The organism is Sporosarcina trichiuri (assembly GCF_030406775.1).
Taxonomy (GTDB): Bacteria; Bacillota; Bacilli; order Bacillales_A; family Planococcaceae; genus Sporosarcina; species Sporosarcina trichiuri.
The window spans coordinates 1,507,796-1,520,789 of the sequence record NZ_CP129119.1 but is presented as its reverse complement, the minus strand read 5'-3'; the positions used below and the strand labels follow the sequence as shown (position 1 = coordinate 1,520,789).

The window sequence follows — 12,994 nt, the reverse complement described above, 5'->3', positions numbered from 1 at the left end:
ATACTGCTGAGTATACAGGAGACAGGGTATACAGCGAAGAAGAAGGAAGGTGCAGCCATGGAAACAACAGAAGACCGCAGAGAAGAAGTGGATTTCGATGAAACCAAGCTGAGGGAGGATCTGGAACAGCAGGACATCAAAGCATTCCGCGATGAGTACTTACTGCTGCACCCATATGATCGGGCAGTTTTCTATGAAAAAGCCGGTCCGGAACTGCGTAAAGTCATGTACTATTTCCTGTCGCCGAAAGAAATGGCGGAGATCTTCGAGACAAGTGAAATTGAGGAAGATGAATACGAAGAGTTCCTTCAGGAGATGGAGGCGACGTATGCCGCAGAGATGATTTCCTACATGTTTGTGGATAACGCGGTCGATGTCCTGAAAGAACTCGATAAGGCGCAGAGCGTCAGTTATCTGACATTGATGAACAATGAGGCGGCTTCGCAGATCAAAGAGCTCCTCCATTACGAGGAGTATACTGCCGGTTCCATCATGACGACGGAGTATGTAACGATTCCGCAGAACTCCACGGTCCGGTCCGCCATGAATATTTTGCGCATCCAGGCGCCGAGTGCGGAAACAATCTATTATGTGTTCGTCGTGGATGATGATAATGTGCTGACAGGTGTCGTCTCACTCCGGGACCTGATCACTTCCGAAGAGGACGTACTGATCAGCTCGATCATGAACGAGCGGGTCGTCAGTGTACTCGTTTCCGACGATCAGGAAGACGTCGCAAGGACGACACAGGACTATAACCTACTGGCCGTGCCTGTCGTCGATTTCCAGCAGCATATCCTCGGAATCGTCACAGTCGATGACGTACTTGACGTCCTGGAAGAAGAAGCATCGGATGACTATTCGAAACTGGCCGGGGTATCCAATATGGATACGTTCGACAAAAATTCGTTTTCTGCTGCCAAAAAAAGGGTTCCGTGGCTGATTGTCCTGCTGGTGCTCGGGATGATCACAGCGAACTTGATCGACATGTTCACGGATACGATTTCACAAGTTGCACTGCTGGCCGCCTTCATCCCGCTAATTGCCGGCACTGCCGGAAACAGTGGAACACAGGCGCTGGCGGTGGCTGTCCGCGGAATCGCCACCCGGGATATCGAAGAGGAGAGCAAATTCAAGCTTCTGATCCGGGAAGCGGGGACCGGAATCATCACCGGGCTTATCTGCGGACTGTTCGTCATCGGCCTGATCTTTTTCTGGAAAGGCGAACTGGTCATCGGAATGCTCGTCGGGGCTGCAATCTTCGTCTCGATCTTTGCCGCGACCATTTCAGGGTCGTTCATCCCGCTCTTCATGCACAAGATGAATATAGACCCGGCGGTAGCATCGGGCCCGTTCATCACAACGCTGAATGACCTGATCAGTATTCTGATCTACCTGGGACTTGCAACGGCCTTCATCAGCCAGCTTTAAGTTTTTTTCACCTCTTTCCGCCCATTGCATACTATACGGGTAAAGGAGGTGGCGGCAATTTCACTCCGTGCCCCGCTGCTGTTCATAGACGGACCGCCGTTGACGACGGTTGTGCAGATCGAGAAAGAGGAGAGCACAACAATTTACTGGAAACCTGAACCAGAACCGGAAACGGACAAAAAACTGGAAGATGAATCGGAAGCGTCCGCCGTAAAAAGCCAGACGGCGGATTTCTATGAGGACAGTGAAGTCGTCCGCAAGATCCGGTACTTGGCTGAACCGTTTCCCCGGACCGCATACAGGCCGCTTCAGTTCCTCGTGAACGGACAGCTGCTGACAGGAGGGATCGTAGGCCTGTCGGGTTCCGAGATCGCTGTCGAAGTGACGGAAGAGAGCCAGTCACTCGAAGAGATCCGCACGCTCGATCTGCGGACGATCGAAGAGGTGTTCTGGAAAGGCCAGCCATTCAGGTGAAGACTGATGCATATTGCGAACTTCGGACATCCCCGTCCGGAGTTTTTTTGTATGCAAAAAAAAGACTGCCGCGTGGGCAGTCTTCTTTCAGCATCCGCGGGAAGCGGCTGTTACGTTGTTGCAGGCGGGCACTGCGTCACGTACGTATCCGTGATGCACTGGATTGCACAGAAGCAGTTCAGGTCGACGGTGATGCAGGACTTTGTCGCACGGAATTCCGTGACCGGACACAAACGGTCCAAGCAGAGTTTGCCGCAGTCAAACAGATTGACGGGACCGTTGGCATCCCTCGGCTCAAGCACCATCAATGTTGCACAGCAGTCGTCGAAGATGTTCTGCACCCGGAAGAATACCGAGAAGCATGTGTTTGGCGGTGTGACTGTACCTGAACGGCTTCCGGCCGGTGTCACAGTTGCAGGACGGTACATAGCCTTGAAGAAGTCACCATCTTCCGTCAGCAATGAAAACACCCGTGTGTTGAAGCGCTCGTTGGCAGGGCTCACCAAACTGCCGAGCGGCCGCATGAAACAGTCCGTGTCGCAGTCGAAGCAGTCGTCGTCCTGGTGGGTATCCTGCAGCCGTTTGATGAAACGAACTGCCTCGCATACACAATGACCGTGCGTCGGTGACACCTTATCCCCTTGGTTTTCGTTCTTTCCACATCCACAACTCATGAATCATTTCCTCCTTTCGATTGTTCCTTATACCTTATGGCGGACTGGCGCCTTCTGACAGGGCACCTGTACATATGTGAATAGATTCGCAACGAACCAGACATACTGGAGGAAAAAGGAGGGGATGGGCATGCGAAAATGGCTGCCGCTGGTGTTTGTTCTATGTCTCCTGGCAGGCTGCTCGACGGATATCGGCTACAAGACCGTCAATACGACATCCGAGGATGGGCAGCAGGCAGAAAACGTGTTGAAAGACGATCCGCGCATTAAAAATGCTGTTCTGCTGATCCACGATGACCGTCTGATTGCAGGACTGCGGGTCAACACGTTCGACCGGTTCAATAAGAGGGAGATCGCCAAGGAAGTGGAAAAGAAGTTCCGCAAGATGTACCCCGGCATGAAGGTCACTGTGTCCGCCGACAGCAAAGTGCTGCTGGAAACGAACAAACTGATCGATAAGAAAGACACGGAGCACTATACAAAAAAGATGAAAAAAATCAGCTCGTTAGTAAAGGAAGAGACTTGATGGATGAAAAAAAGTACCAGCAGCTGGAACAGCAGATCACACCGAAGACCCCTTATCTGAAAAACTGTCTGAAAGCATTCATCACAGGCGGTTTTATCTGTCTGGTCGCTCAATTTATTGCATTGTTCTATATAACCTTCTTCAATTTCACGGAACGGACCGCCAGCAATCCGACAGTCGCGACGATGATTTTCCTTTCCATGCTGCTGACCGGTTTCGGTATCTATAAGAAATTTGCTCAATTCGCCGGCGCTGGAAGCGCGGTCCCGATCACTGGATTCGGGAACGCGGTTGTCTCCGCCGCAATTGAGCACCGGACAGAAGGCTATGTCCTCGGCGTGGGCGGCAATATGTTCAAACTGGCGGGCTCGGTCATCCTGTTCGGAGTCTTCTCGGCATTTGCCGTCGCTCTCATCAAATCGATTTTAGTCGCGTTAGGAGTGGTGTCATGGTGAACAAACGAGGATTGCTCAGCTTCCCCTCCAAACCGGTCATTGCATCGACCGGCGTGACGGTAGGACCGCTGGAGACGAAAAAGAGCCCGTTTGCGCAATTCGCGGATAAGCAGTACGAGGATGAGCGCTGCGATTTGAAGACGAATGAGCAGGGGCACGCCAAAATGATGGAGGAATCGATCAAAATCACTTTATCCAAAGTGGATAAAACGCCATCGGACGCGGAGTTTCTGCTGATCGGCGACTTGGTCAACGAAATGACACCATCCAACTTTGCGGCCGGATCTGTCGGTATCCCTTACATCGGTATGTTTTCCGCCTGCGCGACATCGGTATCCACATTACTGATGGCCGCACTGCTGACCGAGGCCGGTATATCGGAACTGGCAGTTGCGGGATCTGCAAGCCAGCATAATGCGATCGAACGCCAATTCCGCTATCCGCTCCAGTACGGCAGCCAAAAAGGACCGACCGCACAATGGACGGCGACTGCCGCCGGGACAGCAGCTGTCGTTCCCTACATTTCGGGAGCCCCTGTCATCACTTGTGGCACGATAGGCACCGTCGTCGATCTGGGACTGACCGATCCGCTCAATATGGGTGCCGCCATGGCACCGGCAGCGGCAGATACGTTCAAACGCCATTTGGAAGGGCACAGCCGTAAATTGGAAGATTTCGATCTCGTCATGACCGGAGACCTGGGGAAGATCGGTTTTGAATTGTTCAAGACACTGCTCGATCGCTGGGAATATGATGTGTCCCACACGTTCCGGGATGCCGGTGCCGAATTTTACGGCAAACATCCCGAGTTTCTCGCCGGTGCGAGCGGTTCCGGCTGCTCGGCGTCCGTCTATTTCTCGGAAGTCTACGACAAACTGCTCGCCGGCCAATACAAACGGGTGCTCCTGATTGCAACAGGATCGCTGATGTCACCGCTTTCATATCAGCAGGGCGAAACGATCCCCTGCATCGCACACGCAGTGGAAATTGAAATGAAATGAGGGATTGCGCATGCTGTCCATCTATATAACAAGCTTTATTGTCGGCGGCCTGATCTGTGTGATCGGGCAGCTGCTCATGGATGTAGGGAAGCTGACGCCGGGCCATACGCTCTGTACGCTGGTGGTCGCAGGATCCATACTGGATGGGTTCGGCTTATACGAACCGCTGATCGACTTCGCAGGCACCGGGGCAACAATCCCGATCACGTCATTCGGCAATGCCCTCACACACGGCGCGCTCGCCGAGGCGGAAAAGCACGGCATCATCGGGGTCCTGACCGGAATGTTCGAAGTGACAAGCTCCGGAATCAGCGCAGCGATCGTATTCGGCTTCATCGCATCCCTGCTGTTCAAAGCGAAAGGCAATATTTGATACAAAGGGAAATTAAAAAATATGCAAAAGTCCCGCCCTCTTTGCTCATCCGCTGCATAGGATACAGTGAAGAGAGGGGGGACTTTCCTATGTTCGGAAATTATTGCTATGGCGGCCCGCGTTATGATGCGTACCAGGACCGCGGATGCGGCCAGGGAGGCGGCTCGACGTTCGTGCTGCTTGTCGTTCTGTTCATCCTGCTGATCATTGTCGGCAGTACGTTCTGCTAATCGAGAGGGGGAACCGGGAGTATGAATGACTCCTTCTTCAAAAAAATCGAGTCTAAAACCGGCGTGCCGATGGAAGAAGTGTTCGCACTTGCGAATGCCATCCAATACGCGGATTTCAAAGACGAACGCCAGGTCAGGAAGATTATCCAGAATGTCGGAGCGCTCGCAAACAAGCAGGTGCCGCCTCATCTGGAAGACGAACTGGTCAATTCGCTCGTATCAAGCGGTCAGCCGGTGAATATCGCTGACATACAGCGGATGCTGGGGAAATAATATAACTAGGTTTAGAGATTCGGGAGAACGGGTATAGTATCTTAACCTATTTATAGACTTGAACGAAAGAAGGTGCGGGCAATGGGGTACCAACTGCCGATCCAGCCGATCCAATCACAAATCTACGCGAACCGCATGGAGAATGCCTCTCCGAACTTCGCTTATATCGACAGAGTGCAAGCCGTCAAATTGAAGACGGAATTTGACGAGTGGCAAAAAATCCACAGACGTGAAGAGCGTATGACGGAAGAGCTGGAACGCGAGTCTGATGAGCCGGCAGTACCCCGACAGCCATTGCCGCCCGTGAAGAACGGATTCATCCGGCCGAATCCTGCTGCGCTTTCAAAGGAAGTAGCGATTGTTGTCGGAAAAGGGATCGCTGTGAATGAATACGCCTGACTGAATGAGCTCAATAAAAAGCCCCGTTCTTCGGAACGGGGCCTTTTACGTCGTTTATTCTGCTGTGTCGATCGTCTTCTCCATCGCACGGTGCGGAATGTCCGCATCCATGAATTCCGGTGACGTCACGGTATAGCCGAGTTTCTCGTAGAAGGGAACTGCGTAGGACTGGGCGTTCAGCAGGATTTTGCTCATGCCTGTCTCTTTCGCGTGTTCTTCCAGTGCGTGCATCATCAGATTGCCGAGGTGTTTTCCCCGGTATTCCTTCAGTACACAGACGCGCTCCACTTTTCCGACCGCATCGGACGTACTGCGGATCCGGCCGGCAGCAATCGCCTTGCTGCCGTCCCGGACTACGAAATGTGAGGCGGTTTCATCGAAGTCATCAAGTTCCAGGGACAGCGGTACGCCCTGTTCTTCGACAAACACTTTCTTCCGCACAGTGAACGCGGCTTCCCGTTCCTGTTCCGACGCAGCAATCATGATCTCGTACAAATCAGTTTCCCTCTTGCAGATGGAATGTTTCATAGACAGTCCATGAGCCGTCATCCAGCTGATACAGGAGGTGGAAGCGGTCAATTGTTTCAGAATGATCTGCTCCGATCATCTTGAGCTGGCCGATAATATCATCATGCTCGCCGGATGTCAGATCCTGAGCGATTGTGATGTGGGGAACAAACGAGTATTTTGGCGCGCCGCCGAAAAAGTCTTCCCCGTTCAGTGCGTCATGCAATGAGGTGAGCTCCTCGTTCGGATCCACTTTAAAGTATATCGTATTGGTGATTGGGGCGAAGGTGCTCACTTTCCCGACATTGAGTTCAAACGGCTTATGTGTTTTCGCCACTTTGCGGATCGCTTCGGCGACTTGGCGGATTTCCCGCTCGTCCGCCTCGAACACCTCTTTCAGTGTCAAGTGAGGAGTGATCTTTGAATAGCGGGGATCATAGCGTTTTCGGTAACCATTCGCCAAATCCTGCAATTGTTTTGAAGGAAATGCAACAACTCCATACTTCATGTGAAAAACCTCCTTAGGAAAGTAACTGCACTACTGTTTTCCAGTATAGCAGAATTGTTGCCAATTGTCCGATTGGTTATTGGCCAAATACCATTTTGACAGCTCTCTGTACGTCAGGCTGCCAGTATTTCCATGTATGCTCCCCTTTGAATTCTTCGTAGAAGTAAGGAAATCCTCTATTCTCGAATAATTTTTTTGCCTCGCGGTTCGGTGTCAGGAAATCCTGGGTGCCATCCGCTGTCGTCGCAACTTCGGTCTCTCCTTCACCGACGATGTGATAGACCGACAAAGTCTGCGGAGATTTCGCGTTTTCGATGGCATCCAGTACTTTACCGTCAATATAGGGCGATTGCAGAATGACGCGGCTGAAACAATTCGGATACTGCAGTGCTGTCTGCAGGGAGACCGTCGCGGCAAGTGAATCACCGATCAGCGCCCGGCCCCCTCCGATTTGATAGGTCGGATAGTGCTCGTCGATATAGGGCACAAGTTCGTGCGCCAGGAAACGGATATAATCTTTCTGCCGGTCCCCGTCCGGGTGATACATCCGGCGCCGTTCGGAAACGGACTTATAAGGAATGCCGACAACAATCACATTCTCGATTTCCTCACTGCTCAAATACGTATCGATGACCTTGCCGATCCGCCCGTACTGGAAATAGTCCTTGCCGTCGGAAGCGAACAAGACGGAATATTTAAGAAGGGGTGTATAATTATACGGAAGGTAGACGAGCAGTTCCATTTCCTCCTGAAGTGCCTCGCTGAAAAATTGTATGTCATGGATTTTGCCGTGATTCATCAAACTTCCTCCTGTCTTGTACTGTTACAAAGAATTGTATCATACGTTTGGAAGAGGGTATAATGTGCAGAACCACATTGAAATGGTGAATCGACAGACAGGAAGGGATGGATGGACATGTTCGAAGGGGAAAGCAAAGTACGCTCGGAAGTGATCGCCAAAGCGACGCTGGAAGCATTGGAGCGGCGCGGTGTGCAGATCGGGGATATCGCTAAGATCGTCTATGAAATGCAGGTGCCGTACCATAAGGAACTGAAACTTGAACAATGCATCGATTCGGTCGTCAATGTACTGCGGAAGAGGGAACTGCAGCATGCGATTCTTGTCGGCGTCGAATTGGACGAACTGTGTGAACAGAAAAAACTGTCCTCACCGCTCCAGGAGATTGTCGAATCGGACGAAGGACTGTTCGGCGTGGATGAAACGATCGCACTCGGCGCGGTATTCACATACGGTTCGATCGCTGTCACGACATTCGGCCATCTGGATAAGAACAAAATCGGCATCATCAATGAACTGGATACGGAAAAAGGGGACCACTGCAACACGTTCCTCGATGATCTTGTCGCAAGTGTCGCTTCGTGTGCCGCTGCGCGCATTGCCCACCGATCGCGTGATCTCGAGGAGGCCGGCCTGACATTCGATGATGTCAAGGATGCCGCGAAGTGAAAAGGGATTATATTTAATGAAGAGATAGAAGAAATAGTATAAGCACCATACAGCGAAAGATCATTGTTTCCGTCAATCGGGCAATGATTTTTTCTGTATTCAGAATGAAAACGGTTTCAACTATTATTATGTTCTGAAAAATATTGACAATTGAACCCGCTTACATGCTATTATAGAGTTTACCGAACTACTAGAGAAATAGGGGGTCATTGAATGAAAAAGAAATTATTTGGTCTCATCGCATTGATGCTGGTCGCTGTCATGGCGCTGGCTGCATGCGGGTCCGACAAAGAGGATGCGAAAGATGGAGACGCTAAAGGCGGAGACTCGGACAGCGGCAAGGACTACAAGTTCCTCAGCCTGCTGACAGGCGGCACGCAGGGGACGTATTATGCACTCGGCGGCGCGATTGCGGAGAACATTGAAAAAGATACAGGCGTCAAAACGTCTGCTGAAGTCTCACAGGCATCGGCAGCCAACATGACGGCACTGAAAGATGGAGATGCGGAAATCGCATTCGTCCAGACCGATATCGCGTACTATGCGACTGAAGGCAAAATGATGTTCGAAGGCGACAAAGTCGATAACGTCTCTGCACTCGGCGCACTCTATCCGGAAACTGTTCAGCTGATCACTCTGGATAAGACAGGTATCAAAACATTCGACGATCTGAAAGGCAAGAAAGTGTCCGTCGGCGCACCGGGATCCGGTACGTATGCGAACGCAGAACAACTCCTGGAAATCCACGGGTTGTCAATGGATGATATCAAGCCGCAGAACCTCGACTTCGGGGAGTCCCAGGAAAGCCTGCAGGCAGGCCAGATTGATGCAGCGTTCATCACTGCCGGTACACCGACAGGAGCTGTTGAAGGACTGAATGCAGTAGCGAAAGTGTTTGTCGTGCCGGTAGAAGACGACAAAGCGGATGAACTGATCAGCAAATACCAGTATTATGCAAAAGAAGTGATTCCGGCCGGAACATACGGCCTTGAGAAAGACACACCGACAGTATCTGTAGGGGCGATGCTTGCGATCAAGAACGACGTGCCGGAAGACCTGGCATATGAAATCACGAAAGCGGTCTACGATAACGCTTCGAAGCTGCAGCATGCAAAAGGAAAGCTGATCAAGGCTGAAACCGGGCTCGATGGAATCGGCATACCGGTTCACCCGGGTGCACAGAAGTATTTCGATGAAGTGAAAAAATAATCGGATGTCGTGACGGGACGGTGAGGCGAAAGCTGCTTCTGCCGTCCCATTCGTCATTCCGGAAACGGATTCCAAAGAGGTGAGCGGATGAAAAAATGGATGATCCCGCTCGGTCTGACCGTATTACTGCTGGCAGGACTCGCTGTCTGGAACCTGCCTGTCAAACAGGCATTCACCTTCACGGAAACGAGGACAGAGCATCCGGAGATCGTGTATGCGCCGGTTGGCGATGAAACGGAATTCCAGATCCGCTACGTCCACTCGATCTTCCTGACGAATGTGTTTGAAACATACAATTTGCAGTCTGATGGGTCCATCCGTTTCCTGACGATGCAGTACGAAGACGTCGGAATCGGTCTTCCTGCATATGCAGAAGAAGGCGAGTCACTGTCTGTAACAGAAGATGGCATATACACACTTACATATGAAGACAAAGTGATCGATTCGTTCATATTATATGTCGGAGACGTGGATGCCCAATTGGCGTTCCGCTATCAGGGGAAAGAGACGGATTTGAAATCCGTGCTGGCACGCGGCCATTCGTACGAATTCCGTGTGGAAAAATTAACGTTATATGAACTATGGAAAGGAGCCAGGCTGAATGGCAAAGCGTACTAAACAGAAAAAAGCAGATCCGATCACCGATCCGAACGACGAGCGGTTCGACACGCTGACGGAAGAAGAACAGCTCGAACTGCTGCAGAAATTTGACCCGGAGTCGAATACGAGAAATTTGGCCGGCCTGCTCGGCAAAGTCGTATTCTTCGGTCTGCTCGCATTTTCGTTATTCCAGCTCTATACATCTATCGGAACACCGTTCACGGCTTATATCCAGCGCTCCATCCACTTAGGGTTCGCGCTGTCCCTGATCTTCCTGCTGTTCCCTGCTACGAAGAAAGGTGGCGTACGGCGTAACAAAGTGCCGTTCTATGATGTGATACTGTCACTTCTGGCAATCGGCGTCGGACTCTATTGGCCGCTCAACATGGACGAACTTGTCCTGCGCGTAGGCCGTGTGTCCGATCTCGACCTGATCGTCGGCACACTGGCCGTATTGCTGACAATGGAAGCGGCACGGCGGGCAGTCGGCCTGCCGATCACAATCATTTCGGCAGTCTTCCTCGTCTATGCGTTTTTCGGACCGTACTTCCCGGGCTTCCTCGCCCACCGCGGGCAGAACCTGGATAATCTCGTCCAGCTCATGTTCTTCACGACGGACGGGATCCTCGGAACTCCGATCAGCGTGTCGGCGACATTCATCTTCGTGTTCCTGCTGTTCGGGGCATTCCTCGTCAAGACAGGGGTCGGGAACTACTTCAATGACCTGGCAGTCGTCCTCGCAGGAAAACTGACAGGCGGACCGGCGAAGGTTGCAATCTTCTCGAGTGCCCTGCAGGGGACGATTTCCGGAAGTTCTGTTGCGAACGTCGTCGGGTCCGGTTCCTATACGATCCCGATGATGAAAAAGCTCGGCTACCGCAAGGAATTCGCAGGCGGCGTCGAAGCAGCCGCATCGACAGGCGGACAGATCATGCCGCCGATCATGGGAGCTGCCGCCTTCCTGATGGTTGAATTCATCGGCGGGGTCACCTATTGGGAAATTGCAAAAGCAGCCGCCATCCCGGCACTGCTGTATTTCACAGGGATCTGGATCATGACCCACTTCGAAGCGAAGCGTGTCGGCCTGCAGGGCATGCGTCCTGAAGAGATTCCGAACCGGAAAGAGACGCTGAAAAAAATCTACCTGCTGCTGCCGATCATCGGTATCATCGTGTTCCTGCTGCTCGGGATCCCCACGATGAAAGCGGCATTGCTCGGTATCGTGCTGACATTGATCGTCAGTGCCTTCAATAAAGAGACGCGCCTCGGTTTCAAGGATATCATCCAGGCGCTTGTCGACGGTGCACGTACAGCGCTGGCCGTCGCTGCGGCTACCGCATGTGCCGGTATCATCGTCGGTGTCGTTGTGAAAACCGGACTTGGGCTCAGCCTCGCGAACGGCCTCGTCAGCGCAGCCGGAGGAAATATCCTGCTGACGCTCATCTTCACGATGTTCGCGGCAATCGTTCTCGGCATGGGATCGCCGACGACAGCGAACTATGTCATCACGTCGACAATCGCTGCACCGGCGATCATCACCCTGCTGATGCTGGATACTCCGAACGCACCCGTACCGGTCGTCGTGGCGATTTCAGCGCACTTGTTCGTGTTCTACTTCGGCATCATCGCGGACATCACGCCGCCTGTTGCGCTCGCGGCCTTCGCTGCTTCCGGTATCTCGGGCGGGGACCCGATCAAGACCGGGGTCACGTCAGCAAAACTCGCCATTGCGGCATTCATCATCCCGTATATGTTCGTCTTCAATCCGGCGATGCTGATGATCGATGCGAGTGTGTGGGAGATCATATGGGTGACCGCCACCGCCATCGTCGGCATGATCGCGATCGGAGCGGCGCTGATCGGATACTGGTACCGCAAACTCAATTGGATTGAACGGATCATCACGGCGGCGACCGGCATGATGCTCATCTATCCGGAGACGAACACCGACTTCATCGGTCTAGCGCTGTTCATCATCCTGTTCGCGATCCAGCTGATCTCGAAGAACAAACAGAAAGCACTGACCGTATGACTAACACCCGTCTGATACTCGTATCGGGCGGGTGTTTTGAAACTAATCAGTACGGTACACGTCTGGTTATACAAGAAGAAGAAGGAGGAACAAACCCGTGAAATGGATCAGAAGGTTATTCACTGTCCTCGTCCTATTTGCTATTGTCATCGCCGCAGCCTATTACTTCGGCACCAATTGGCTGGCCGACAAAGCGATGAATGAAGTGACCAGCCAGCTGGAAACATCTGGACAGCTCGATTCCGTGAAAGCGGAGCTGAACAGCAATCCGGACGTCCAGTCCTATCTGCAGGACGCAAAAACCGCAGACCGGAGCAAACTGCCTATCAAGACAAAGGAACAGGCCACCCGCACAGTACTGAAGAAATTCAGCGTCAGTGAGCTGGCGGAGATGCAGAAACAAGCGCAGTCCGGCATGACCGCTGCAGAACAACAGGAACTTCTTCAAAAAGTGGAAAGCCGGCTGACACCGGAGGAACTTCTGTCACTGAAAGTACTGGCGCTTGACGAGCTGTCCAAATAATTGAAAACGGGGACCGTTCAGAGGCGCCTATTGCTGCCTGCCGAACGGTCCCTGTCCGCTGCTCCCCTCGAGTGCCTCATCTCCTCGCTCATTGCGGTGAGCTGCTGCTTCAGCTCCCGCATCTCCTGCAGCAATTCGCTGTTATCAGGGGACTGCTTCTGTTCTTCGATTGCGAGAGCGGCTGCGTATGTCGTTATCGCATCACCGATCAGGGAGACGACACTTCCGAACACGGCGAGCTTGGCGGCCTGCCCGGATTCACCGGCTGCCAGGAAATCAAAATCATCAATACTGACGATCGCTATCACCTC

The 12,994-nt window shown here is 52.3% G+C and carries 19 protein-coding genes; 14 read left to right on the top strand and 5 right to left on the bottom strand.

Annotated features, from left to right (window positions below):
- The first annotated feature begins 57 nt into the window (after window positions 1-57).
- Both mgtE and QWT68_RS08045 read left to right on the top strand, forming a co-directional pair.
- Window positions 58-1,431, top strand: a complete 1,374-nt coding sequence (mgtE, locus tag QWT68_RS08050; RefSeq protein WP_290150432.1) for a magnesium transporter — start codon at window positions 58-60, stop codon at window positions 1,429-1,431.
- Between the two features lie 48 nt (window positions 1,432-1,479).
- On the top strand, window positions 1,480-1,905 hold the full coding sequence (locus tag QWT68_RS08045) for a hypothetical protein (RefSeq protein WP_290150431.1): 426 nt from the start codon (window positions 1,480-1,482) through the stop codon (window positions 1,903-1,905).
- A gap of 110 nt (window positions 1,906-2,015) precedes the next feature.
- Here the strand turns inward: QWT68_RS08045 and QWT68_RS08040 are convergent, their stop codons facing one another.
- Entirely contained in the window at window positions 2,016-2,579 is a 564-nt protein-coding gene (locus tag QWT68_RS08040) for a CotY/CotZ family spore coat protein (RefSeq protein WP_290150430.1), read from the bottom strand.
- 130 nt (window positions 2,580-2,709) lie between these two features.
- Here QWT68_RS08040 and QWT68_RS08035 point away from each other — a divergent pair, with 130 nt between their 5' ends.
- The 7 genes from QWT68_RS08035 (at window position 2,710) to QWT68_RS08005 (ending at window position 5,836) form a co-directional block, all read left to right on the top strand.
- A complete protein-coding gene (locus QWT68_RS08035) occupies window positions 2,710-3,105 on the top strand; it encodes a putative periplasmic lipoprotein (RefSeq protein WP_040287033.1) in 396 nt (131 codons plus the stop codon).
- On the top strand, window positions 3,105-3,560 hold the full coding sequence (spoVAC, locus tag QWT68_RS08030; RefSeq protein ID WP_040287032.1) for a stage V sporulation protein AC: 456 nt from the start codon (window positions 3,105-3,107) through the stop codon (window positions 3,558-3,560). The genes QWT68_RS08035 and spoVAC overlap by 1 nt, the downstream gene beginning before the upstream one ends.
- The gene (locus tag QWT68_RS08025) at window positions 3,554-4,561 is read left to right on the top strand and encodes a beta-ketoacyl-[acyl-carrier-protein] synthase family protein (protein ID WP_290150429.1); all 1,008 of its coding nucleotides are present in this window, start codon (window positions 3,554-3,556) and stop codon (window positions 4,559-4,561) included. The genes spoVAC and QWT68_RS08025 overlap by 7 nt, the downstream gene beginning before the upstream one ends.
- A 10-nt stretch (window positions 4,562-4,571) precedes the next feature.
- Window positions 4,572-4,934, top strand: a complete 363-nt coding sequence (spoVAE, locus tag QWT68_RS08020) for a stage V sporulation protein AE (RefSeq protein WP_040287030.1) — start codon at window positions 4,572-4,574, stop codon at window positions 4,932-4,934.
- A gap of 89 nt (window positions 4,935-5,023) precedes the next feature.
- A complete protein-coding gene (locus QWT68_RS08015) occupies window positions 5,024-5,164 on the top strand; it encodes a YjcZ family sporulation protein (RefSeq protein ID WP_082023355.1) in 141 nt (46 codons plus the stop codon).
- A 21-nt stretch (window positions 5,165-5,185) separates the two neighbouring features.
- The gene (locus tag QWT68_RS08010) at window positions 5,186-5,437 is read left to right on the top strand and encodes a stage VI sporulation protein F (RefSeq protein WP_040287029.1); all 252 of its coding nucleotides are present in this window, start codon (window positions 5,186-5,188) and stop codon (window positions 5,435-5,437) included.
- An 81-nt stretch (window positions 5,438-5,518) separates the two neighbouring features.
- On the top strand, window positions 5,519-5,836 hold the full coding sequence (locus QWT68_RS08005) for a hypothetical protein (RefSeq protein WP_040287028.1): 318 nt from the start codon (window positions 5,519-5,521) through the stop codon (window positions 5,834-5,836).
- A gap of 54 nt (window positions 5,837-5,890) precedes the next feature.
- Here QWT68_RS08005 and QWT68_RS08000 read toward each other — a convergent pair whose 3' ends face one another.
- From QWT68_RS08000 to QWT68_RS07990, 3 genes are all read right to left on the bottom strand, one after another.
- On the bottom strand, window positions 5,891-6,331 hold the full coding sequence (locus tag QWT68_RS08000; RefSeq protein WP_040287027.1) for a GNAT family N-acetyltransferase: 441 nt from the start codon (window positions 6,329-6,331) through the stop codon (window positions 5,891-5,893).
- A gap of 1 nt (window position 6,332) precedes the next feature.
- Window positions 6,333-6,851, bottom strand: a complete 519-nt coding sequence (locus QWT68_RS07995) for a YjcG family protein (RefSeq protein WP_040287026.1) — start codon at window positions 6,849-6,851, stop codon at window positions 6,333-6,335.
- Between the two features lie 76 nt (window positions 6,852-6,927).
- Window positions 6,928-7,650, bottom strand: a complete 723-nt coding sequence (locus QWT68_RS07990) for an alpha/beta hydrolase (protein WP_040287025.1) — start codon at window positions 7,648-7,650, stop codon at window positions 6,928-6,930.
- A 117-nt stretch (window positions 7,651-7,767) separates the two neighbouring features.
- Between QWT68_RS07990 and QWT68_RS07985 the strand changes: the two genes are divergently transcribed.
- The 5 genes from QWT68_RS07985 to QWT68_RS07965 all read left to right on the top strand — a co-directional run bounded on the left by QWT68_RS07985 (window position 7,768) and on the right by QWT68_RS07965 (window position 12,683).
- Window positions 7,768-8,319 carry a phosphatidylglycerophosphatase A family protein gene (locus QWT68_RS07985; RefSeq protein ID WP_040287296.1) on the top strand — a complete coding sequence of 184 codons (552 nt, stop codon included), beginning with the start codon at window positions 7,768-7,770 and terminating at the stop codon, window positions 8,317-8,319.
- A gap of 213 nt (window positions 8,320-8,532) precedes the next feature.
- Window positions 8,533-9,528, top strand: coding sequence for a TAXI family TRAP transporter solute-binding subunit (locus tag QWT68_RS07980; RefSeq protein WP_290150428.1), 996 nt, complete (start codon window positions 8,533-8,535; stop codon window positions 9,526-9,528).
- 87 nt (window positions 9,529-9,615) lie between these two features.
- Window positions 9,616-10,146 (top strand): DUF1850 domain-containing protein, encoded by a 531-nt coding sequence (locus QWT68_RS07975; protein WP_040287023.1) that lies wholly within the window; start codon window positions 9,616-9,618, stop codon window positions 10,144-10,146.
- Entirely contained in the window at window positions 10,130-12,160 is a 2,031-nt protein-coding gene (locus tag QWT68_RS07970) for a TRAP transporter permease (protein WP_040287022.1), read from the top strand. The genes QWT68_RS07975 and QWT68_RS07970 overlap by 17 nt, the downstream gene beginning before the upstream one ends.
- Window positions 12,161-12,257: 97 nt before the next feature.
- A complete protein-coding gene (locus tag QWT68_RS07965) occupies window positions 12,258-12,683 on the top strand; it encodes a hypothetical protein (RefSeq protein WP_290150427.1) in 426 nt (141 codons plus the stop codon).
- A gap of 17 nt (window positions 12,684-12,700) precedes the next feature.
- On the opposite strand, the gene QWT68_RS07960 is transcribed toward QWT68_RS07965, so the two are convergent.
- Window positions 12,701-12,991 (bottom strand): hypothetical protein, encoded by a 291-nt coding sequence (locus QWT68_RS07960; protein ID WP_290150426.1) that lies wholly within the window; start codon window positions 12,989-12,991, stop codon window positions 12,701-12,703.
- Window positions 12,992-12,994: the final 3 nt, after the last annotated feature.

Excerpts from the sequence above, each read along its gene's own strand:
- QWT68_RS08035 (WP_040287033.1), top strand. The coding sequence starts at position 2,710 with ATGCGAAAATGGCTGCCGCTGGTGTTTGTTCTATGTCTCCTGGCAGGC.
- QWT68_RS08015 (WP_082023355.1), top strand. The coding sequence starts at position 5,024 with ATGTTCGGAAATTATTGCTATGGCGGCCCGCGTTATGATGCGTACCAG.
- QWT68_RS08025 (WP_290150429.1), top strand. The coding sequence starts at position 3,554 with ATGGTGAACAAACGAGGATTGCTCAGCTTCCCCTCCAAACCGGTCATT.
- QWT68_RS08005 (WP_040287028.1), top strand. The coding sequence starts at position 5,519 with ATGGGGTACCAACTGCCGATCCAGCCGATCCAATCACAAATCTACGCG.
- QWT68_RS07975 (WP_040287023.1), top strand. The coding sequence starts at position 9,616 with ATGAAAAAATGGATGATCCCGCTCGGTCTGACCGTATTACTGCTGGCA.
- QWT68_RS07980 (WP_290150428.1), top strand. The coding sequence starts at position 8,533 with ATGAAAAAGAAATTATTTGGTCTCATCGCATTGATGCTGGTCGCTGTC.
- QWT68_RS08040 (WP_290150430.1), bottom strand. The coding sequence starts at position 2,579 with ATGAGTTGTGGATGTGGAAAGAACGAAAACCAAGGGGATAAGGTGTCA.
- mgtE (WP_290150432.1), top strand. The coding sequence starts at position 58 with ATGGAAACAACAGAAGACCGCAGAGAAGAAGTGGATTTCGATGAAACC.
- spoVAC (WP_040287032.1), top strand. The coding sequence starts at position 3,105 with ATGGATGAAAAAAAGTACCAGCAGCTGGAACAGCAGATCACACCGAAG.
- QWT68_RS07990 (WP_040287025.1), bottom strand. The coding sequence starts at position 7,650 with ATGAATCACGGCAAAATCCATGACATACAATTTTTCAGCGAGGCACTT.
- spoVAE (WP_040287030.1), top strand. The coding sequence starts at position 4,572 with ATGCTGTCCATCTATATAACAAGCTTTATTGTCGGCGGCCTGATCTGT.
- QWT68_RS07970 (WP_040287022.1), top strand. The coding sequence starts at position 10,130 with ATGGCAAAGCGTACTAAACAGAAAAAAGCAGATCCGATCACCGATCCG.
- QWT68_RS07985 (WP_040287296.1), top strand. The coding sequence starts at position 7,768 with ATGTTCGAAGGGGAAAGCAAAGTACGCTCGGAAGTGATCGCCAAAGCG.
- QWT68_RS08010 (WP_040287029.1), top strand. The coding sequence starts at position 5,186 with ATGAATGACTCCTTCTTCAAAAAAATCGAGTCTAAAACCGGCGTGCCG.
- QWT68_RS07995 (WP_040287026.1), bottom strand. The coding sequence starts at position 6,851 with ATGAAGTATGGAGTTGTTGCATTTCCTTCAAAACAATTGCAGGATTTG.